This is a genomic window from Streptomyces composti, from assembly GCF_012034205.1.
GTDB classification, from domain to species: Bacteria; Actinomycetota; Actinomycetes; order Streptomycetales; family Streptomycetaceae; genus Streptomyces; species Streptomyces composti.
Genome location: NZ_JAATEM010000002.1, coordinates 129,737 through 148,734, shown reverse-complemented (window position 1 = coordinate 148,734; position 18,998 = coordinate 129,737). Strand labels below are relative to the sequence as shown.

At 73.8% G+C, this 18,998-nt stretch carries 15 protein-coding genes; 4 read left to right on the top strand and 11 right to left on the bottom strand.

Annotated elements, in window-relative coordinates:
* The first annotated feature begins 249 nt into the window (after positions 1-249).
* On the top strand, positions 250-1,833 hold the full coding sequence (locus HCJ93_RS02320) for a serine/threonine-protein kinase (RefSeq protein ID WP_240967407.1): 1,584 nt from the start codon (positions 250-252) through the stop codon (positions 1,831-1,833).
* A 62-nt stretch (positions 1,834-1,895) separates the two neighbouring features.
* Here HCJ93_RS02320 and HCJ93_RS02315 read toward each other — a convergent pair whose 3' ends face one another.
* From HCJ93_RS02315 to HCJ93_RS02280, 8 genes are all read right to left on the bottom strand, one after another.
* Positions 1,896-2,714 carry a TrmH family RNA methyltransferase gene (locus HCJ93_RS02315; protein WP_167990601.1) on the bottom strand — a complete coding sequence of 273 codons (819 nt, stop codon included), beginning with the start codon at positions 2,712-2,714 and terminating at the stop codon, positions 1,896-1,898.
* A gap of 64 nt (positions 2,715-2,778) precedes the next feature.
* Positions 2,779-4,023, bottom strand: coding sequence for a uroporphyrinogen-III C-methyltransferase (gene cobA, locus HCJ93_RS02310; RefSeq protein ID WP_167990599.1), 1,245 nt, complete (start codon positions 4,021-4,023; stop codon positions 2,779-2,781).
* A 220-nt stretch (positions 4,024-4,243) separates the two neighbouring features.
* Positions 4,244-8,908, bottom strand: coding sequence for a nicotinate-nucleotide--dimethylbenzimidazole phosphoribosyltransferase (cobT, locus tag HCJ93_RS02305; protein ID WP_167990598.1), 4,665 nt, complete (start codon positions 8,906-8,908; stop codon positions 4,244-4,246).
* A gap of 367 nt (positions 8,909-9,275) precedes the next feature.
* Positions 9,276-10,487, bottom strand: a complete 1,212-nt coding sequence (gene cbiE / locus HCJ93_RS02300; protein ID WP_167990597.1) for a precorrin-6y C5,15-methyltransferase (decarboxylating) subunit CbiE — start codon at positions 10,485-10,487, stop codon at positions 9,276-9,278.
* 116 nt (positions 10,488-10,603) lie between these two features.
* Positions 10,604-11,242, bottom strand: a complete 639-nt coding sequence (locus HCJ93_RS02295; RefSeq protein WP_167990595.1) for a GNAT family N-acetyltransferase — start codon at positions 11,240-11,242, stop codon at positions 10,604-10,606.
* Positions 11,243-11,379: 137 nt separating this feature from the next.
* On the bottom strand, positions 11,380-12,222 hold the full coding sequence (locus HCJ93_RS02290; RefSeq protein ID WP_167990594.1) for a MetQ/NlpA family ABC transporter substrate-binding protein: 843 nt from the start codon (positions 12,220-12,222) through the stop codon (positions 11,380-11,382).
* Positions 12,223-12,296: 74 nt separating this feature from the next.
* Positions 12,297-13,037, bottom strand: a complete 741-nt coding sequence (locus HCJ93_RS02285; protein ID WP_167990591.1) for a methionine ABC transporter permease — start codon at positions 13,035-13,037, stop codon at positions 12,297-12,299.
* On the bottom strand, positions 13,034-14,113 hold the full coding sequence (locus tag HCJ93_RS02280) for a methionine ABC transporter ATP-binding protein (RefSeq protein ID WP_167990589.1): 1,080 nt from the start codon (positions 14,111-14,113) through the stop codon (positions 13,034-13,036). The genes HCJ93_RS02285 and HCJ93_RS02280 overlap by 4 nt, the downstream gene beginning before the upstream one ends.
* 567 nt (positions 14,114-14,680) lie before the next feature.
* On the opposite strand from HCJ93_RS02280, the gene HCJ93_RS02275 reads away from it, so the two are divergent.
* Positions 14,681-15,040: a hypothetical protein gene (locus HCJ93_RS02275; RefSeq protein ID WP_167990587.1), complete on the top strand. Its 360-nt coding sequence runs from the start codon at positions 14,681-14,683 to the stop codon at positions 15,038-15,040.
* Entirely contained in the window at positions 15,021-15,446 is a 426-nt protein-coding gene (locus HCJ93_RS02270) for a hypothetical protein (protein WP_167990585.1), read from the top strand. The genes HCJ93_RS02275 and HCJ93_RS02270 overlap by 20 nt, the downstream gene beginning before the upstream one ends.
* Before the next feature lie 88 nt (positions 15,447-15,534).
* Here HCJ93_RS02270 and HCJ93_RS02265 read toward each other — a convergent pair whose 3' ends face one another.
* The 3 genes from HCJ93_RS02265 to HCJ93_RS02255 form a co-directional block, all read right to left on the bottom strand.
* Positions 15,535-16,032, bottom strand: a complete 498-nt coding sequence (locus tag HCJ93_RS02265; protein WP_167990833.1) for a GNAT family N-acetyltransferase — start codon at positions 16,030-16,032, stop codon at positions 15,535-15,537.
* A gap of 57 nt (positions 16,033-16,089) precedes the next feature.
* Positions 16,090-16,584, bottom strand: a complete 495-nt coding sequence (locus HCJ93_RS02260) for a sigma-70 family RNA polymerase sigma factor (protein ID WP_167990583.1) — start codon at positions 16,582-16,584, stop codon at positions 16,090-16,092.
* A 90-nt stretch (positions 16,585-16,674) separates the two neighbouring features.
* Complete coding sequence (locus HCJ93_RS02255; RefSeq protein WP_167990581.1) at positions 16,675-17,874, bottom strand: glycerophosphodiester phosphodiesterase; 1,200 nt, start codon at positions 17,872-17,874, stop codon at positions 16,675-16,677.
* Between the two features lie 401 nt (positions 17,875-18,275).
* Here HCJ93_RS02255 and HCJ93_RS02250 point away from each other — a divergent pair, with 401 nt between their 5' ends.
* Positions 18,276-18,950, top strand: coding sequence for a lysophospholipid acyltransferase family protein (locus HCJ93_RS02250; protein WP_167990580.1), 675 nt, complete (start codon positions 18,276-18,278; stop codon positions 18,948-18,950).
* Positions 18,951-18,998: the final 48 nt, after the last annotated feature.

Below are 18,998 nucleotides of genomic sequence, written 5' to 3'. Positions count from 1 at the left end.
CATCCGCGTCCCGTCCCCCGCGTCCTCGAGCGTCGTCACGCGGCCACCCCGCATGTGATCAATCCCCGTTCCGCAGCGCGCTGTTGGGATCACCGACCGCGCGAACCCGGCCCGCCCGCACGCGCCCTGACCATCCTTCAAGTCCCTCACCCGCCACTGACAATCCACCCCGCGAAGAGGGCGCGGCCTCTGCGCACAGGCGCCCGCGGAAACGTAAGCTGTGGCACGTCACAGGACCGGGCAGCGGGGATGAACATGGCGATGATGCGCCTGAGGCGCGAGGACCCGCGCGTCGTCGGCTCTTTCAGGCTTCACCGACGTCTCGGCGCGGGCGGAATGGGCGTGGTCTACCTGGGCTCCGACAAGAAGGGGCAGCGGGTCGCACTGAAGGTCATCCGGCCGGACCTCGCCGAGGACCAGGAGTTCCGTTCCCGATTCGCCCGCGAGGTCTCCGCCGCCCGCCGCATCAGGGGCGGCTGCACGGCCCGACTGGTGGCCGCCGACCTGGAGGCGGACCGTCCGTGGTTCGCCACGCAGTACGTCCCTGGCCCCTCCCTGCACGACAAGGTCGCCGACGAGGGCCCGCTCCCCGCCGCCGAGGTCGCGGCGATCGGCGCGGCCCTGTCGGAAGGCCTGGTCGCCGTGCACGAGGCCGGTGTGGTGCACCGGGACCTCAAGCCGTCGAACATCCTGCTCTCTCCCAAGGGCCCGCGGATCATCGACTTCGGCATCGCCTGGGCGACCGGCGCCTCCACGCTCACCCACGTCGGCACCGCGGTCGGCTCACCGGGCTTCCTCGCCCCGGAGCAGGTGCGCGGCGCCGCCGTCACCCCGGCCACCGACGTGTTCTCGCTGGGCGCCACGCTGGCGTACGCCTCGATGGGCGACTCCCCGTTCGGGCACGGCAGTTCGGAGGTGATGCTGTACCGGGTGGTGCACGAGGAGGCCCAGCTGGACGGCGTGCCGGACGCGCTGGCCCCGCTGATCCGGGCCTGTCTGGCGAAGGACCCGGAAGAACGGCCCAGCACGCTCCAACTGTCGCTGCGGCTCAAGGAGATCGCCGCGCGTGAGGCCCAGGGCCTCAGCGAGGCACACCCGCCGGTGCCGCGCGGCGCGGACCCCGAGCGCTCGGCCGCCCATCTCGTCGACACCTACCCGGACCGTGCGCCGGGCCGGCGCCCGGGCTCGCGCGACCCCCACGACCCGCACGACCGCCGCGACCCGCGTGCCACTCGCGACGCACGCGACCCGCGTGAAAGCCAGGGTGGCCGCACCGGCGGCCCCGGCACGCACCCCGCGCGGGGTGCGGCCCCGGCCCGTGGCGCTTCCCCGGCCGGCAGACCGGCGTCGCCGACGCCGCGGCGCGGCGGCCGCGGCGTCCCCGCGGCACGCGGCGGTGCTTCCCCGCGGAGCGGGACGGGCTCCCGCGACCGGACCCCGTCCCGCCCCTCCTCCCGCTCGACGCCCGCCTCCCGCACCCCGGCGCGCGGAGCCGCCGCCCGGAACGCCTCCCGCCCGGGTACCGGTGCCCGCAGGCCCGGCCCCCGGGCCACGGGCGCCGGCCTGCGCCCGGCCAATCCGCGCCTGCTGCGGCAGCGGCTGTTCGTGTTCGTGGTGGTGACGCTGGTGGTCGCCCTCGGCATCGCCCTGGTGCAGGGCTGCCAGGGTCCGGCGCGCGGCCTGCCGCGGGAGGGCGACAGCGGCGTACCGACGCAGCGGACGGAGCAGACACGGCAGGGGGACCGCGCTCCGGACGACGACGCCCCCTGGCGGCTGGACCAGGAGCCCCGCATGGCTCAGACGTACGTCTCGGTGCTCGAGCGGGACGACTGAGCCCGCCCCCTGGGGCGGCCCTTCGACGTCCCCCGGCGCCCCCCGTCTCCCTTCGACGTCCCCTAGGCCTCGGGCCGCCCCGTCGTCACCGCGTAGAACGCCACCGCGGCCGCCGCGCCCACGTTGAGGGAGTCGACGCCGTGCGACATCGGGATGCGGACCCACTCGTCGGCGGCGACCAGGGCCTGGGTGGACAGGCCGTCGCCCTCCGCGCCGAGCATCAGGGCCACGCGGTCCATCCGGTGCGGCGCCGCCTCGTCGAGCGTCCTGGCCTTCTCGTCGGGAGTGAGCGCGAGCAGGGTGAAGCCCGCCTCGCGCACCGACTCGAGCCCCTTGGGCCAGTTCTCGAGCCGGGCGTACGGCACGGAGAAGACCGCGCCCATGGAGACCTTGACGCTGCGCCGGTACAGCGGGTCGGCGCAGTCCGGGGAGAGCAGCACGGCGTCCATGCCGAGGGCGGCGGCCGAGCGGAAGACGGCGCCGATGTTGGTGTGGTCGTTGACCGACTCCATGATGACGACGCGGCGGGTGCTGTGCAGCAGGTCCGCCGCGGCGGGCAGCGGCTTGCGCTGCATGGAGGCGAGGGCGCCGCGGTGCACGTGGTAGCCGGTGACCCGTTCGGCGAGTTCGGGGCTCACCGCGTAGACGGGGGCGGGCAGTTCGTCGATGACGTCGCGCATGACGTCGACCCACTTGGCCGAGAGCAGCATGGACCGCATCTCGTAACCGGCGTCCTTGGCCCGTCTGATGACCTTCTCGCCCTCGGCGATGAACAGGCCTTCGGCGGGCTCACGCCTGCGGCGCAGCTCCACGTCGGTCAGGCCCGTGTAGTCGCGCAGCCGCGGGTCGTCGGGGTCGTCGATGGTGATGAGGTCCGCCACGGGGGTGATACTGCCTTGTCCTGGTTGTGCTGCCAACGTCGGGGTTCGGTCGCGTCACCTCGGGTCACTCCGCGGCTTGCTCCGCGGCCGGGAGGCCCGCGCGGACCACGTCGCCGATGACGATGACGGCGGGCGGCCTGACCTCGCGTGCCACGACCGTCTCGGCGACAGTGGCCAGGGTGGCGTCGACGCGCCGCTGGGCGGCGGTGGTGCCCTCCTGCACCAGGGCGACCGGGGTGCCGGGGGACTTGCCGTGTTCGATCAGGGTCTCGGCGATCCGGCCGATCTTGTCGACGCCCATGAGGACGACCAGGGTTCCGGTGAGCCTGGCCAGTGAGGGCCAGTCGACCAGGGAGCGCTCGTCGTCGGGGGCGACATGCCCGCTGACCACGGTGAACTCGTGGGCGACCCCGCGGTGGGTGACGGGGATCCCGGCGGCGCCCGGCACGGCGACGGAGCTGGAGATGCCGGGGACCACGGTGCAGGGGATGCCGGCCTCGGTGAGGGCGTGCACCTCCTCCATGCCCCGGCCGAAGACGTACGGATCGCCGCCCTTGAGGCGCACCACCGACTTGCCCTGCTTGGCGTGCTCGATCAGCGCGTTGTTGATGGCCTCCTGGGCCATGTACCGGCCGTAGGGGATCTTCGCGGCGTCGATGACCTCGACGTGCGGCGGCAGTTCGGCGAGCAGGTCGCGCGGGCCGAGGCGGTCGGCGATGACCACGTCGGCCTCGGCGAGCAGGCGGCGGCCGCGGACGGTGATCAGGTCCGGGTCGCCGGGGCCGCCGCCGACCAGGGCCACTCCGGGTGTGCGGGTGCGGTGGTGGGGGGCGACCAGGGTGCCGTCGCGCAGGCCCTCCACCACGGCGTCGCGGATGGCTGCGGTGTGGCGCGGGTCGCGGCCCTTGGCGTCGGTGGTGAGCACGGCGACCGTGACGCCCTCGCTGTGGCCGGTGGCCGGGGTCCAGGCGGTGGCCTGGTCGGCGTCGTCGGAGCGGACGCACCAGACGCGGTTGCGCTCGGCCTCGGCGGAGGCGCGGGCGTTGGCCTCCTTGTCGCTGGTGGCGATCAGGGCGTACCAGGCGTCGGCGAGGTCGCCCTCGGCGTAGCGCCGCCTGAGCCAGGTGATCTCGCCCGCCTCCGCCATGGCCTCCACGGACGGGGTGACCTCGGGCGACACCAGGCGGACGTCCGCTCCCGCGGCGATCAGTGCGGGCAGGCGCCGCTGGGCGACCTGGCCCCCGCCGAGGACGACCACGCGGCGGCCGGTGAGGCGGAGGCCTACGGGGTAGGCGGGGTGTTCGGCCATGGCGGTTCGGCTCCTGGTGTGCGGCGCGGCGGGGCCCTGACGTGCGGATTTTACGGCGTGGGCGGGTGGGGCGGCGGGGGTGTCCGATGGCTGGGCACCCCCGGCGCTGCGCGGTCGCGGGCGGGTGCGCCCGCCCGGGGTGGTCCGTGATGTGCCGGCCGGCGTCCGCGAAGGCGGCCGGGGACCGGCCTGCGCCGCGGACGCCGCTGCGTGCGGCCGGCTACTTCTCCGTGACGCCCGCCGAGTCGAACGTGGCGACCTCGTGCATCGCCCGGGCGGTGCTCTGGACCAGCGGGAGGGCGAGCAGCGCGCCGGTGCCCTCGCCGAGGCGCAGGTCCAGGTCGACCAGGGGGCGCAGGCCCAGCTTGTTCAAGGCGGCCACATGGCCCGGTTCGGCGCTGCGGTGGCCGGCGATGCAGGCGGCCAGCACCTCGGGGGCGATCGCGCGGGCCACCAGGGCGGCGGCGCCGGCGCTGACACCGTCGAGGATCACGGGCGTGCGCAGCGAGGCGCCGCCGAGCAGCAGGCCGACGATGGCGGCGTGTTCCAGGCCGCCGATCGCGGCGAGCACGCCGATCGGGTCGGCCGGGTCGGGCTGGTGCAGTTCCAGCGCCCGGCGGACGACCTCGGTCTTGCGGGCGAGGGTCTCGTCGTTGATGCCCGTGCCGCGGCCGGTGACCTCCGCCGGGTCCGCCCCGGTGAAGACGGAGATCAGCGCCGCGGAGGCGGTGGTGTTGGCGATGCCCATCTCGCCGGTGAGCAGCGCCTTGTTCCCGGCGGCGACCAGGTCGCGGGCGGTCTCGATGCCGACCTCGATGGCCTGCTTGGCCTCCTCGCGGGACATCGCGGGACCGGTGGTCATGTCCAAGGTGCCGGGCCGGACCTTGCGCGGCAGCAGACCGGGGGTGGCGGGCAGGTCGCCGGCGACGCCCACGTCGACGACGCAGACCTCGGCCCCGACCTGGGTGGCGAAGGCGTTGCAGACCGCTCCCCCGCCCAGGAAGTTGGCGACCATCTGCGCGGTGACCTCCTGGGGCCAGGGGGTGACGCCCTGGGCGTGCACGCCGTGGTCCCCGGCGAAGACCGCCACGGCCGCGGGCTCGGGGATCGGCGGCGGGCACTGGCGGGACAGGCCGGACAGCTGGGCGGAGATGATCTCCAGCATGCCGAGCGCCCCGGCCGGCTTGGTCATCCGCTTCTGCCGCTCCCAGGCCTCGCCGAGCGCCTTGGCGTCCAGCGGGCGGATCTGGGCGACGGTCTCGGCGAGCAGGTCGTGCGGCTCCTCGCCCGGCAGGGCGCGCCGACCGTACGTCTCCTCGTGCACCACCCAGGACAGCGGGCGGCGCTTGGACCAGCCGGCCTGCATCAGCTCGGGCTCGTCGGGGAATTCGTCGACGTACCCGACGCACAGGTAGGCGACGACCTCCAGGTGCTCGGGCAGACCGAGGGCGCGGACCATCTCGCGCTCGTCGAAGAAGCTGACCCAGCCGACGCCGAGGCCCTCGGCCCGTGCGGCGAGCCAGAGGTTCTCCACGGCGAGCGCGGAGGAGTACGGCGCCATCTGCGGCTGGGTGTGCCGGCCCAGGGTGTGGCGGCCGCCGCGGGTCGGGTCGGCGGTGACGACGATGTTGACCGGGGTGTCGAGGATGGCCTCGATCTTCAGTTCCTTGAACTGCTTGGCCCGGCCCTTGGGCAGGGACTTGGCGTAGGCCTCGCGCTGACGCATGGCCAGTTCGTGCATCGCGCGCCGGGTCTCGGCGGAGCGGATGACGACGAAGTCCCAGGGCTGGGAGTGCCCGACGGACGGGGCGGTGTGGGCGGCCTCGAGGACGCGGAGCAGCACCTCGTGCGGGATGGGGTCGCTGCGGAAGCCGTTGCGGATGTCCCGGCGTTCGCGCATCACCTTGAGCACGGCCTCGCGCTCGGCCTCGCCATAGGCGGGGGCGGGCGGGGTCGCCGCCGCGGCCTCGGGGGCGCTCCGCTCCGGGGAGTCCGTCGCCTTGCCGGGGGCGCTCTGCTCACCGGCGGCCGGGGCCGGCTGCTCCGCGGCCCGGGCCTGCTCCTCGGCGGGCTGTCCCTCCGCCGCGAAGGCCGGCGCCTGGCCCTCGGCGGGCTGGGCCTGTGCTGCCGGGGCCTGCGCTTCGGCCGGCTGGTCCTGTTCCCGGGCGGGCCGGGCCTCGTCGGCTCCGGCGCCCCGGGTGTCGAGATCGTCCGCGCTCTGCGTCACGTCGGGCGCCGCCTCCTGGCGCGCCACTGGCGTACGGGGGGCGGGAACGGAGGGAGCGGACTGCTCGGCGGGCAGCGTCAGGGGCTGCGGCGGGGTCGGCGCGAGGTGCGGCGGCGTCGGCACCGAGCCCTCGACGGGGACGAACTGGCCGATGGGCTGGTCCGGTCGGGGCTCCCCGGTGACGGTGCCGGGCACGACGGCCGAGGGGGCCTCGGCAGCCGGCGCCGGGTCGGGCGACTCGCCCGCAGGGCTCGCCGGAACACCGGCGGCGGGGTCGGCGGGCGGAGCGGCGGGGGTCTGCTGCGGTCCCTGGACGGGGTGTTCCGTCTCCGCCTGCTGGGCGGCGGGCTCGGCCGCGGGCGTCTCCGGCTCGGGTGCGGGCACCGTGGCGGTCCCTTCTGCCTCCTCGGTGGTGACCGGGACGGCGGTGCGGGTCGGTCCGCCGGCCTGCTCAGCGTCGGTGGTGCTGAGGGCCTGCGGCTGTGCGGTGTCGTCTCCGGTGGACACGGCCTGGGCCGCTCCGGTGGTTTCCGGAGACGCGGGGGTCTCGGGGGTGTCGGGGGCGTGCGCGGTTCCGGGGGCAACGGCAGCGCCCGCTTCGGCGGGCCGGACCCCCGCGGCGGGTTCCTGCGGGGCCTGTGCGGCCGGGACCTGCTCCTCCGGGGAGGAGGGGCCTTCGGTGTCGCCGGTGGCACCAAGCGCTTCGGGGCCCGCCGGGGTGTTCGTGGCAGCGGCCGGCGCGGGCTGCTGCTCGGCATCCCCGGGTGCGGTCTGCTCGCCGTCCGCCGCGGGCGCGGCCCCGGCGGGCCGCCCGGATCCGGTTTCCGGCGCGTTGTCACCGGCGGGGGCGACCGCGGCGTCTCCGGTGTCGCCGGACGGCTGCTGCCCGGGGGCGGAGTCGGTGGCGGCGGGCGCGTCCTGCGCCGCCTGTGCCTGTCCCGTGCCGCCGGTCGCGCCGTCCGCCGGAGCCGCCTCGGGGTGCGCCTGCCCGGCCGCCGTCTGCCCGTTCGCCGGCCGGCCGGTGACGCGGGCGATGGCGGCCTCGGCCGCTCCCGCAGGACCGGAAGCCGGAATAACCGTTTCCGCAGCGGGAGCCCCTGCCGGCACCGTGGCCTGTGCGCCCCAGGGCGCCGCCGGCTGCGGCGCGGCCTCGGGGGCCTGCGGAACGTCCAGGTACTCGGGGCCGAGCGTGGGCGGACCCGGCTGGCGCACCGGTGTGCGGGCCGGGCCGCGGTCGGCGAGCGAACGGACCGGGCTGGCGGAGGTGTCGGGGATGGGCGGGCCGAGGTGCAGCGGCCGCCGGTGCGGCGGTGCCGGGGCGGTGCGTGCCCGGGCGGCGGCCCGCCCGCGCGGGGCGGCACCCTCCGCCCCGCTCCTCGGTGCGGCGTCGTTCCCGGCCGCGCCCTCCTGGGCTGCCGCCTGCTCCGAGGCGGCCGAGCCGTCCTGCGGCGCCTGAGCCGCACCCGCGACGGCCTGCGGCTGCCCGGCGTTGTCGTCCTGCGAGGCGTCCGGCGCCGTGTCATCCCGGGACGCCGCGACGGCGGCGGCCTGGGCCGCGGCCTCGTCCCCAGACGCGACCGAGGCCTCGGCGCCCCCGTCCCCCTGCGGCGTGGCTCCCGTATCCGGAGCGGACTGCTCCGGCACCACCTGTTCCGAAACGGCCTGTCCCGGAACGGCCGGTTCCGAAACGGCCTGTCCCGGAACGGCCGGTTCCGAAACGGCTTGTTCCGGGACGCGCTGATCCGGGACGGCCTGATCCTGCGGGACCCGGGCCTGCCCGGCGCCCGCGCCGCCGGACGCGGCGGGCTCCGCCGAAGTCCCCGACGCCGCGGCTTCCGCAGCCGCGTGCCCGCCCTGGACCTCGGCCTGGGCGAGGACTTCCTCCCGCGGCCCCGTCTGCTCGTCCGGAACAACGCCCGCCGTCGCCTCGTCCTGCGGCAGCACACCCGCAGCGGCGGCGGCCTGCGCCTGGGCCAGCGCGGCGGCCTCGTCCTGGGACATCGTCTGCTGCCCCGGAGACTGCTCACCCGGCGACTGCTCACCCGGGACCTGCTCCCCCGCAACGGCGCCCGCCCGGCCGTCCTGCGGCACCGGCGCCGCATGCGCACCGTGCGCCGTGTGCCGGCCGTGCGGAGCAGGCCCCTCCGGTGCCGGAGCACCCTGGTGCCGACCCTGCCCCGCCGCCACCGCCGCCTGCTGGTCGGCGACGCCGGCCGGCTGTCCCTCGGAGCCCGTCGGCAGGCCGGCCGCGCCGTCCGTCGAGTGGTCCTCGGGTGCGGCCTGCCGGCTCTCGAAGGCGGCCTGCTGTTCCTCGTACCGCACGGGCTGCTCCTCGTGGGGACCGTGATGTTCCTCGGGGGTCGCATGGGCGGCGGAGTGCGTCGGGCGGGCGGCGCCGAGATCGAGGGAGCCGCTGTCGCGGCCGGAGAGCTCGTGGGGGCCCGGGGCGTGCACGGTCTCGACGAGCGGCTCGGGGGCGGGCGGCCGGACCTCGTTGCCCCAGGCGCCCGCCGCGCCCGGCAACAGCAGGTCCTCGTCGTCCTCGGCGGAGGCCGCGGAGAGGTAGGTGTACGCGCCGGGCGCGGCGACGCCCTGCTGCTCCGCCCTGCCTGCGTTCTCCGGCAGTCCCTCGCCCGGGACCTGGCCGGTGTCGGTCATGCGTACCCCTCGCCCATCGGTAATGCTCCTACGACCAGCTCACCCGGAACGGCGCACCGACCGCCCCACACTGAAGAACGAGCGTGCGTCCTCAGCGGCACGAACGGCCCGCCCGAAAAAGGCGACAAAGCCATTCACTGGCATTGTCGCGGCGGGACGGCCCTCGCGTCAGCTTGATCGGCGACGCTTCCGCTGTGGACTGCGCCACGTTGCGCTTCCTCCGGTTCCGCCGTACCACCACCCACCCCAAAACGGGCGCGGTATCGGGACATTGGACGACGAAGCGCCGGAGCCCGAGCGCGGTACAACGATCGGCCAGCCTACCGCGCGCGGTACGACAACCCGATCACGGGGACGGCCTCGCCGGTCAGCTCTCGCGGGGCGGCAGCACGCCGCTGAGCAGGAACGCGACGCTGCGTTCCTTCTCCGTCCAGGCGCGGGTGTCGAGTTCGACGGACTGGAGCAGGGCGCACTCCACGCGGTAGCCGTGCTCGGTGAGGTCGCGGCCGATGAGTTCGGCCGCGTCGCGGGTGGCGGCGTGGGCGACGATGCGCTGCGGGCGGCGGTCGGCGACCGCGGAGGCCACGGCCGCTCCCCCGCCGCCGACGCGCACGACGTCGGGTTCGGGGAGGTTCTCCAGGACCTGCGGGGCGGTGCCCTGCACCACCTGGAGCTGGACGCCGTGGCGGCGGGCGGTGGCACCGGTGCGGGCGCAGGCCCCCGGGTCGTGGTCGACGGCGATGACGGCCGCTCCGGCGCGGGCGGCCTCGGTGGCGAAGGCGCCGCTGCCGCAGCCGATGTCCCACACCAGGTCGCCCACGCGCGGTCCGAGCCGGGCGAGTTGGGCGGTGCGCAGGGGGTCGCGCTCGCCCTCGCCGAGGTCGCCGCCGTAGGCCTCGGCGGGCTGGGTCCAGCCGCGCGGGCCGGCCGAAGGGTCGCGTCCTGCGATCCAGCTGCCGTCTTCACCGGCGCCGGCCGGACCGCCGATGACCACGACGACGTTGGGGTCGCGCCAGGTGTGGTCGGCGGCCTTGTCGGAGGTGACGACGGTGACCTGCTCGCGTTCGGTGCCCAGTTCCTCGCAGATGACGAAGGTGCGGTGGATGCCGTCCAGGAGCAGGCCGAGTTCGGCGGGGCCCGCGCCGGGTGAGGTGAGGACGGCCACCTTGGTGTGGGCCCGGCACACGTTCACCGCGCGTCGCAGGGTGCGCGGGTGTGCGACGACCACTTGGGCGTCGTCCCAGGGCATGCCCGCGCGGGCGAAGGCGGCGGCCACCGAGGAGACGGCGGGGACGACCTCGACCTCCAGGCCGAACTCGGGGGCGCGCAGGGTGCGCACCACGCCGAAGAAGCCGGGGTCGCCGTCGGCGAGGACCACGGCGCTGCCGCGGTGGGCGGCGATGCGCCGGGCGGCGAGGGCGACGGAGCCGAGCCGGATGCGTTCGGCACCGGGGGGCACCTCGGGCAGCGCCAGATGGTGGGCGGCGCCCGCCACCAGGGTGGCGGCGCTCAGCGCGGCGCGTGCCGCGGCGGTCAGCGGCGAACCGTCCCAGCCGATCACCGTGACCCGGTCGGCCATGGTCGTCTGTCTCCAGGGGTTTGTGCAGGTCGTCGGCGGCTGTCGCCGCTCGCGGGCAGGCTTGGTGAGCGTACCCGGTGCCGCCGCGGCGGGCCGCACCGGTGTCCGGCGAGGGATCAGTTCCAGTCGGGGTAGACGCTGAACTGGCCGGTGTCGGCGAGCGGTCCGTCGGTGCCCTCGATGTCCTCGGGGAGCAGGCTCCACACGATGTAGTCGGTGCGTACGTCGGTCCAGGTGCCGTCGTCGGCGCGCACATGCGCTATGCAGGCGCCGCGCAGGACGCCTTCGCTGATGCAGCCGATCTTCTGGGCCACCTGCTGGCCCGCGGTGTTGTCGGCGGCGGTGCGCAGCTCGATCCGTTCGAACTTCTGGTCGCCGAAGAGCCACTGGGCGGCGGCGAGCGCGGCCTCTGAGGCGTATCCCTCGCCGCGGGCCCAGGGTGCGATGACATAGGACATCTCGGTCGATCGCACGTGCCAGTCGGTCTTGGCGAGCTGGACGACGCCGACCAGGCGCTGGGTGAGGAACTCGGTGACGGCGAGGTCGAGGCCGTGTCCGTTCTCCCGCTTGCCGGGGGCGAGCTCGGTGATCCAGGTGCGGGCGAGGTCCTCGGTGTAGGGCTGGGGGACGTCGGTCCAGGCGGCGACCTGCTCGTCGTTCATCATCTCGGCCAGGGCCGGGATGTCATCCTCGTCGAGGGGACGCAGCACCAACCGCTCCGTGCTGATGGAGATGTTGGGGAAGGTGCTCGTCATGCGCCGCTCCGTAGCCTTCGTGTCCGTCGGGTGCTGCTGAACTGCCCAGCATGCAGCATGAAAGCACTGAATCGCACCGCGGGGCCCACTCCGTGTGGCGGAGTGGACCCCGTGGGTGGCCATCGGGTGCCGGGGACTCAGAACGCGGCGACCACGGACCCGGCGTACTTCTTCTCGATGAACTTCTTCACCTCGGGGGAGGTGAGCAGCTTCGCGAGCTTCTTGACGCGCGGGTCGTTCTCGTCGCCCTTCTTCACGGCGAGGAAGTTGCCGTAGGGGTTGCCCTCGGGCGATTCGGCGGCGATCGCGTCCTCGGCGGGGCTGAGGCCGGCCTCCAGGGCGTAGTTGCCGTTGATCACGGCGGCGTCGACGTCGCCGAGGGAGCGCGGCAGCTGGGCGGCCTCCAGCTCCTTGAACGTGAGGTTCCTGGGGTTGGCGGCGATGTCCTTGGGGGTGGCGTCGTAACCGGCGCCCTTCTTGAGCTCGAGCACGCCGTTGGCCTCCAGCAGCTTCAGCGCGCGGGCCTCGTTGGTGGTGTCGTTGGGCAGGGCGACGGTGGCGCCCTTGCTCAGGTCGGCGAGCTTCTTGACGCCCTTGGCGTAGACGCCGAGCGGCTCCAGGTGCACGGTGGCGCCGGGCACGGCGACGATCTCGGTGCCGTTCTTCTTGTTGAAGTCGTCCAGGTACGGCTGGTGCTGGAAGTAGTTGGCGTCCACCTCGCCCTGCTGAACGGCCGTGTTCGGGGTCACGTAGTCGGTGAACTCCTTGACCTCGAGGTCGAGGCCGGCCTTCTCGGCGAGGTTCTCCTTGACGTAGGTGAGGATCTCGCCCTGCGGGGTGGGGGTGGCGGCGACGGTCAGCGGGGCCCCGGTGTCGGCGGCGCCGGTGCCCGTGCTCTTCTCCGAGCCGCAGGCGGAGAGCCCGAGGGTGAGGGCTCCGGCGGCGAGGACGGCGGTGGTGATCTTGGCGGTGTTACGCACGAAAAGTGCCTTTCCTTTGGTGGTGCGACCCCGGCCGGTGGTGTGGCGGGGCGTTTCCTGAGCGACCTGGACGGTCATTCGGTGGTGGTCTGAACGGTCCCGGTGGTGGGGGCGGACGCCTTCAGCAGGCGCAGCCTCGGTGCCGCGCCGGACCGGTTGCCGCGGCGGTGCAGGGAGCGGGCGGCGAGGTCGCCGGCGAACTGGATGAGGGAGATCACCACGGCGAGGATCGCGACGGTGATCCACATCAGGTCGGTCTCGAAGCGCTGGTAGCCGTAGCGGATGGCGATGTCGCCGAGTCCGCCGGCGCCGACCGTGCCGGCCATGGCGGTGTAGCCGATGAGCGCGACGACGGTGGTCGTGGTGCTGGCGATGAGGGAGGGCAGGGCCTCGGGCACGAGCACCTTGCGGACGACGGTCCAGGTGTTGCCGCCCATCGACTGCACGGCCTCGACGAGCCCGCCGTCCACTTCCCGGACGGCCGTCTCGACCAGGCGCGCGAAGAACGGGATGGCGCCGATGGCGAGCGGCACGATGGCGGCGTCGCGGCCGATGGTCGTCCCGGTCACCCAGCGGGTGAAGCCCATCAGGGCGACCATCAGGATGATGAACGGCATCGAGCGGGCGATGTTCACGATCTGCCCGATGACCTTGTTGGCCACCACGTTCTGCAGCAGGCCGCCGCGCTCGGTGAGGACGAGCAGGATGCCGAGCGGCAGGCCGCCGACGACGGCGATGACGGTGGACCAGCCGACCATGTAGAGGGTGTCCCAACAGGCCTGGGACAGCAGGGGCTGCATCTCGTTCCAGGTCACAGCCGGGCACCTTCCTTCACCAGAGCGGTCTCGGGTTCCTTCGGCACCGGCGCGGACCCGGGGGCGGCGGGCTCCCGGTCCAGGACGTCGATCTGCAGGCCCTTCTCCCGCAGGAAGCCGATCGGCACGACGTTGTCCTCGTAGCGGCCGGGCAGCTCGATGCGCATCCGGCCGATCTGGAGGCCGCCGACGGTGTCGATGGCGGCACCGAGAATCGATATGTCGATGTTGTAGGTGCGGGAGAGCTGGGAGATCACCGGCTGGGTGGCGCTCTCGCCGTGGAAGGTGACGTCGATGACCGTGCGGTCCTCGGCGGAGGCGTCGCCGCCGACCGGGAAGAGCGCGGCGGCCAGCTGGGAGCCGGGGGTGGCCAGCAGGTCGCTGACGGTGCCGGACTCGACGATCCGGCCCCGCTCCATGAGCGCGGCGGAGTCGCAGATCGACTTCACCACGTCCATCTCGTGCGTGATGAGCAGGACGGTGAGGCCCAGCTGCCGGTTGAGGTCGCGCAGCAGCTGCAGGATGGACCGGGTGGTCTCCGGGTCCAGGGCGCTGGTGGCCTCGTCGGAGAGCAGCACCTTGGGGTCGCCGGCCAGGGCGCGGGCGATGCCGACGCGCTGCTTCTGGCCGCCGGAGAGCTGGGCCGGGTAGGCCTTGGCCTTGTCGGCGAGGCCGACCAGGTCGAGCAGCTCCAGCGCCTTGGCGGAACGTTCCTTCCCCGACTTGCCGAGGATCTCGAGGGGCAGCTCGACGTTGTCCTGCACGGTCCGCGACGACAGCAGGTTGAAGTGCTGGAAGACCATGCCGATCCGGCTGCGCGCCCGCCGCAGCTCCCGGCCGGCCCGGGGACCGCGCCCGGCCAGGGCGGTGAGGTCCTCCCCGGCGACGGTCACGGTGCCAGAGGTGGGGCGCTCCAGCAGGTTGATGCAGCGGATGAGGGAGGACTTGCCGGCGCCGGACTGGCCGATGACGCCGTAGACCTCGCCTTCGCGGACGTGGAGGTCGACGCCGTCCAGGGCGGTGACCTCGCGGCCGCGCGAGCGGTAGACCTTGGTCAGGCCCGAGGTGGTGATCACGTGGGTTTCCGTCACTGTCGTGTGCGCGGCGCTCGTCGGGCGCCGGGCACGTGGCGATCAGGGTCGAAGGCAGCCGGGCGCGGTGCCGCCGCCGCGGGCACGGCTGAGAACCGGCCGGGGCGGGGAGGCGTGGCGCGCGGGGCGTGGCTCAGTCGCGCATGCGGGACACGCGGGCGGACATGAGCGGGCTCTCGCTTCGGGGCGCGAGGCTCAGCTGGTGCAGGGGCCCTCTAGAAGGCGCACATTCGGCGCGGGCACAGACAACGAGCACCGGGCGTCATCGTCGCCTCGGTCGCAGGGATGCGGTCGCTCGTCGTGGTCATGCGATCAGTAAAGCAGACGTCTGCTGCTGACCGGACATGCGTGTCCGGATGCTGGACACCCGTGGACACCCTCGGCGGCCCGGCCGAGTCGCCGCACAACCGCCCCGGCGACCAGCGCGGACAGGGCCGCGAGGAGGTGACGGGACCGAGGACGGACCGGTGTCCGCCGCGCCGCGTGTGGTCAAGGCCACGGCGGCAGGGGCGGGCGGCAGGCACGGATTCCGGACGTAATAAGGTCACTGCCATGCTTGATGTCCTGACGCTGGTGACCGGCGTCGCCGCGCTGCTGCTGGCCGCCTGGTGCGGCTGGGCCGCGTACCGCGATCAGCCGACGAAGGACTGGCACTTCATCGGCATGGCCGTGGTGACCCTGCTGGCGCTGGTGCAGCTGGTCGTCGGGATCGTGCAGCTGGCCCGGGGCGAGAAGCCGGAGCAGGGCACCACCATCTTCGTGGCCTACCTGGTGGGCTCGCTGGCCTGTGTGCCGGCGGCCGCGTTCATGTCGCTGGCCGAACGCACGCGCTGGGGATCGGTGACGGTGGCCGCCAGCGGTGTGGTGCTGGCGGTGCTGGAGGTGCGCCTGTATGACATCTGGGGAGGCTGAGGTGCCCGCGAAGCGGCTGACCGGCGGCCCCGGGCTGCTCCTGGTGTGGCTGTACGGCGTGATGGTCGTCGGGGCCGTGTCGCGCTCGGCGTACCAGATCGCCACGGAGTTCGACCGGGCGCCGCTCGCCTACTCGCTGTCCGCGCTGGCCGGTGTGGTGTACGGGTTCATCACCTACACCCTGGTGCGGGGCGGGGAGACGGCCCGGCGGGCCGCGCTGGTGTGCTGCGCGGCGGAACTGGCGGGTGTGCTCACGGTCGGGACGTGGACGCTGGTGGACCCGTCCGCCTTCCCCGACGCGACGGTCTGGTCGGACTACGGGATGGGGTACCTGTTCATCCCGGTGCTGCTGCCGGTGTCCGCCATCTACTGGCTGCGCAGGGCACGGGACCGGCAGACCGCCTGACCCGGGTCAGGCGGCCGGGGTCCGTTCCGGGCGGCCGGCCGCGGACGGCTCCCGCTGACGGGAGGTCACATCGGCGGCCGCTGCCGGGTCAGGCGGTGGTCGCGTAGGACTCCGCCTTCTTCTCCAGGACGATCATCGGGACGCCGTCGGAGCCCTTCGAGGTGCCCACCCGCTGGTAGCCGACCTTGCTGTAGAGGCGGAGGTTGCCCTCGCTGCGGTGGCCGGCCTCCAGGCGGAAGGTCTTCGCGCCGCGCTCCTCGGCGAGCGCCGCCTCTGCCGCCCTGAGCAGCCGGGCGCCGATGCCGTGCCCCTGCAGACGCGGGTGGACACAGAGCTTGCCGATGGCGGCGGTGCCGTCCTCGGTGATCCTGCCGCGGACCGAGCCGACCACCTCGTCCCCGAGGCGGGCGACGAAGACGCAGTCCTCGGCGACCTCCTGGCGGACCGAGTCCAGGGACTGGACCAGCGGGGCGATGCGGTAGTTGCCGTAGAGCGCCGCCTCGCTCTGGAAGCAGAGGTACTGCAACCTGAAGATCTGCTCCGCGTCCTGCTCGGCCGCCGCAGAGATGGTCACGCTCATGCCCATGTGCGCACGCCTCCCGCTCACCTGATCACCTGTCGTCCCTCACTCCTATCCCCGTCCTCAGCGGGCCGCAACCTCCGGTGTGAGCAAACGACGCAGACATCCCAGGCATCTGGAACGTTCCGGGCCGAGACTGCCCTGTGAGATACCCAACTCCCCCGCGATTTCCCGGTATGTCGGGTCGTCGGGTGACAGCAGGGCCTCCATCAGCCTCGGGCAGCGGCCGGGCAGCCGGCGCACCGCGTCGCGCAGCACGCGGCGGCGGGCCGCGGCCAGGGCGAGCAGCTCGGGGTCGTGCCGGGCATCGGCCGCGGGGTCCCGGATGAGCGGTGTCTCGTGGCGCGCCGCCCGCCTGCTGCGGCGGGCCTCGGCGCGGACCGCCCGGCGCAGCCAGCCGGGCGGATCGCGGGGCGGGTCCTCGGCGTCGAGGCGTTCCAGGAGGCGGAGCCAGACCGCCTGCTCCAGATCGGCGGGTTCGGTCCCGGCCGCGTACGCCTCGGCGGAGGCCTCCGCGGTGAGCAGCGGACCCAGCGCGGTGACCAGCTCGTGCGTCATGTGCCCGAGGACGCGGCCGCCGCGGGCGCAGTTGCCCGCGGCGGCCGGATATCACCCCATGGGGGGGGCGGCACTCCCGGTCGTTGACCCTCAGTGTCCGGCGAAGTCCTCCCGGGCGAGCAGCCCCGTGTCGGGCTGGTCGGTGAAGACCCCGTCGATGCCGGTGGCGAAGTAGGTGCGGTAGGCGCCGAAGACGTCGCCGTAGGCGTCGGGGTCGGTGCCCTTGCGGAAGTCGGCGGGCAGGAAGGGGTTCTCGTTGCGCAGGGTGTAGGGGTGCAGGATCAGCCCGGCACGGTGGGCGTCGCGGACCAGGGTGGTCGGCTCGGTCAGCCGGCCGTTCGCGTCGCGCGGGATGATCAGGTCGAGGGTGGGGCCGATCCCCTGGGCGTAGGAGGCGATCTCCTTCAGGCCCTCGCGGGTGATGAGGTCGGCGACGGTGCGCGGGTCGCCGGACTCGACGAAGTCCCAGGGCCTGCTGTCCGCGGCGTCCAGCAGCACCACGAGCGGGTTGTCCACGAGCCCGTTCAGCCGCTGGATGCTGGTGGGCTCGAAGGACTGCAGGATCACCGGGGCGTTCCGGCCGTCCTTGCGGTGCCTGCGCAGCACCTTGGCGACCCGCTCCTCCAGGCCGAGGCCCAGCTTGCGGAAGTAGGTGGGGTGCTTCAGCTCCGGGTAGATCCACACCGGCCGGCCGCGCCTGCGGCTCTGCTCGTCCTGCCAGCGCAGCACCTCCTCGAAGGTGGGGATCTCCCAGCGGCCGTTGTAGAGGGTGTTGTGCGGCCGGTTCTGCGGGATGCGTTCGACCGCGCGCAGCCGCTTGAGCTCGGCGAGGGTGAAGTCCTCGGTGAACCATCCGGTCACCGGGACCCCGTCCAGGGTCTTGGTGGTCCTGCGGCCGGCGAACTCGGGGTGGTCGGCGACGTCGGTGGTACCGCCGATCTCCGGCTCGTGCCGGCAGACCAGATGCCCGTCCCTGGTGGGGACCAGGTCACCGGCCTCCACGATGTCCGCTCCCATGTCGAGGGCGAGCTGATAGGCGCCGAGGGTGTGCTCGGGCCGGTAGCCGCTGGCCCCCCGGTGGCCGATGATCGTGGGGACGGGGAGACTCTTCAGGCCGCCTCGCCCGCCGCCGCGGCCGGACTCGGCGGCGGATGCGGTGCCGCCCAGTCCGAGGGCCGCACCACCGGCCGCGAGCACCGCCGCGCCGAGGAGCGCCCGGCGTCCGGTGCCGCCCGCCCGCTCGTCCCGCTCCCCCGTCCGCTCGGTCTCCCGGCTGTCCCGCGTTCTCATGAGCGCCTCCTGCCGTCGGCTGATCCAGTGCGGGCCGATCGTAGGTGTGTGCGGATGACGATCGGGAGACCTTCGGACGAACACACGGGTGGTGTCGCGTGTCCTGCGTCCGTCGTAGGCCCGTCGTATTCCGCCGGGATGTGACGTTGCGTCGGATTCGGCCGGACGGTTCGGGGCAGGCGTCCGGTACGCGGATCCGAGCGAGTTCCGTCACAGCGTGACGGACTTGTCGCACGGCCGGCGCGGCGGGCGGCCGCAGGTGAACCCGCGTCAACAGTGAGTAAGACCTCGGTTAAGCCCGGGAGCCCGATGTGCGCAACCGGCTGGGCCGCGAGTAATGTCCTCACCTGCACAGACTCAATACGGCATCCATCGACGTCCGCTTCCCACCGGAGGGCCCGTTGTCCCGCTTCGCGCTCATCAAGGCAGTGCTCGGCCCGATCATGCGCCTGATGTTCCGCCCCAAGGTGGAGGGCGCGGAGCACATCCCGGCCGAAGGTCCGGTCATCCTGGCCGGCAACCACCTGACCTTCATCGACTCGATGGTCCTCCCGCTCGTCTGCGACCGGCAGGTCTTCTTCATCGGCAAGGACGAGTACGTCACCGGCAAGGGTCTGAAGGGCCGGCTGATGGCCTGGTTCTTCACCGGCGTCGGCATGATCCCGGTCGACCGCGACGGCGGCCGGGGCGGTGTCGCGGCGCTGATGACCGGGCGGCGGGTGCTCGAGGAGGGCAAGATCTTCGGGATCTACCCGGAGGGCACGCGGTCGCCCGACGGGCGCCTGTACCGGGGGCGTACCGGCATCGCGCGGCTGACGCTGATGACGGGAGCGCCGGTGGTGCCGTTCGCGATGATCGGGACGGACAAGCTGCAGCCGGGCGGGCGGGGACTGCCCCGGCCGGGCCGGGTGACGGTCCGTTTCGGTGAGGCGATGGAGTTCTCCCGGTACGAGGGGATGGACCGGGACCGGTACGTGCTGCGCGCGGTCACCGATTCGGTGATGGCCGAGGTGATGCGGTTGTCCGGGCAGGAGTACGTGGACATGTACGCGAGCAAGGCCAAGCAGGCGGCCTGAGACTCCGGTGAGCCGAGCCGGCGGTCCGGTTCCGGGCCGGATCGGCAC

Excerpts from the sequence above, each read along its gene's own strand:
- HCJ93_RS02255 (WP_167990581.1), bottom strand. The coding sequence starts at position 17,874 with ATGAGAACGCGGGACAGCCGGGAGACCGAGCGGACGGGGGAGCGGGAC.
- HCJ93_RS02270 (WP_167990585.1), top strand. The coding sequence starts at position 15,021 with ATGACATCTGGGGAGGCTGAGGTGCCCGCGAAGCGGCTGACCGGCGGC.
- HCJ93_RS02265 (WP_167990833.1), bottom strand. The coding sequence starts at position 16,032 with ATGGGCATGAGCGTGACCATCTCTGCGGCGGCCGAGCAGGACGCGGAG.
- HCJ93_RS02275 (WP_167990587.1), top strand. The coding sequence starts at position 14,681 with ATGCTTGATGTCCTGACGCTGGTGACCGGCGTCGCCGCGCTGCTGCTG.
- HCJ93_RS02295 (WP_167990595.1), bottom strand. The coding sequence starts at position 11,242 with ATGACGAGCACCTTCCCCAACATCTCCATCAGCACGGAGCGGTTGGTG.
- HCJ93_RS02320 (WP_240967407.1), top strand. The coding sequence starts at position 250 with ATGAACATGGCGATGATGCGCCTGAGGCGCGAGGACCCGCGCGTCGTC.
- cobA (WP_167990599.1), bottom strand. The coding sequence starts at position 4,023 with ATGGCCGAACACCCCGCCTACCCCGTAGGCCTCCGCCTCACCGGCCGC.
- cbiE (WP_167990597.1), bottom strand. The coding sequence starts at position 10,487 with ATGGCCGACCGGGTCACGGTGATCGGCTGGGACGGTTCGCCGCTGACC.
- cobT (WP_167990598.1), bottom strand. The coding sequence starts at position 8,908 with ATGACCGACACCGGCCAGGTCCCGGGCGAGGGACTGCCGGAGAACGCA.
- HCJ93_RS02260 (WP_167990583.1), bottom strand. The coding sequence starts at position 16,584 with ATGACGCACGAGCTGGTCACCGCGCTGGGTCCGCTGCTCACCGCGGAG.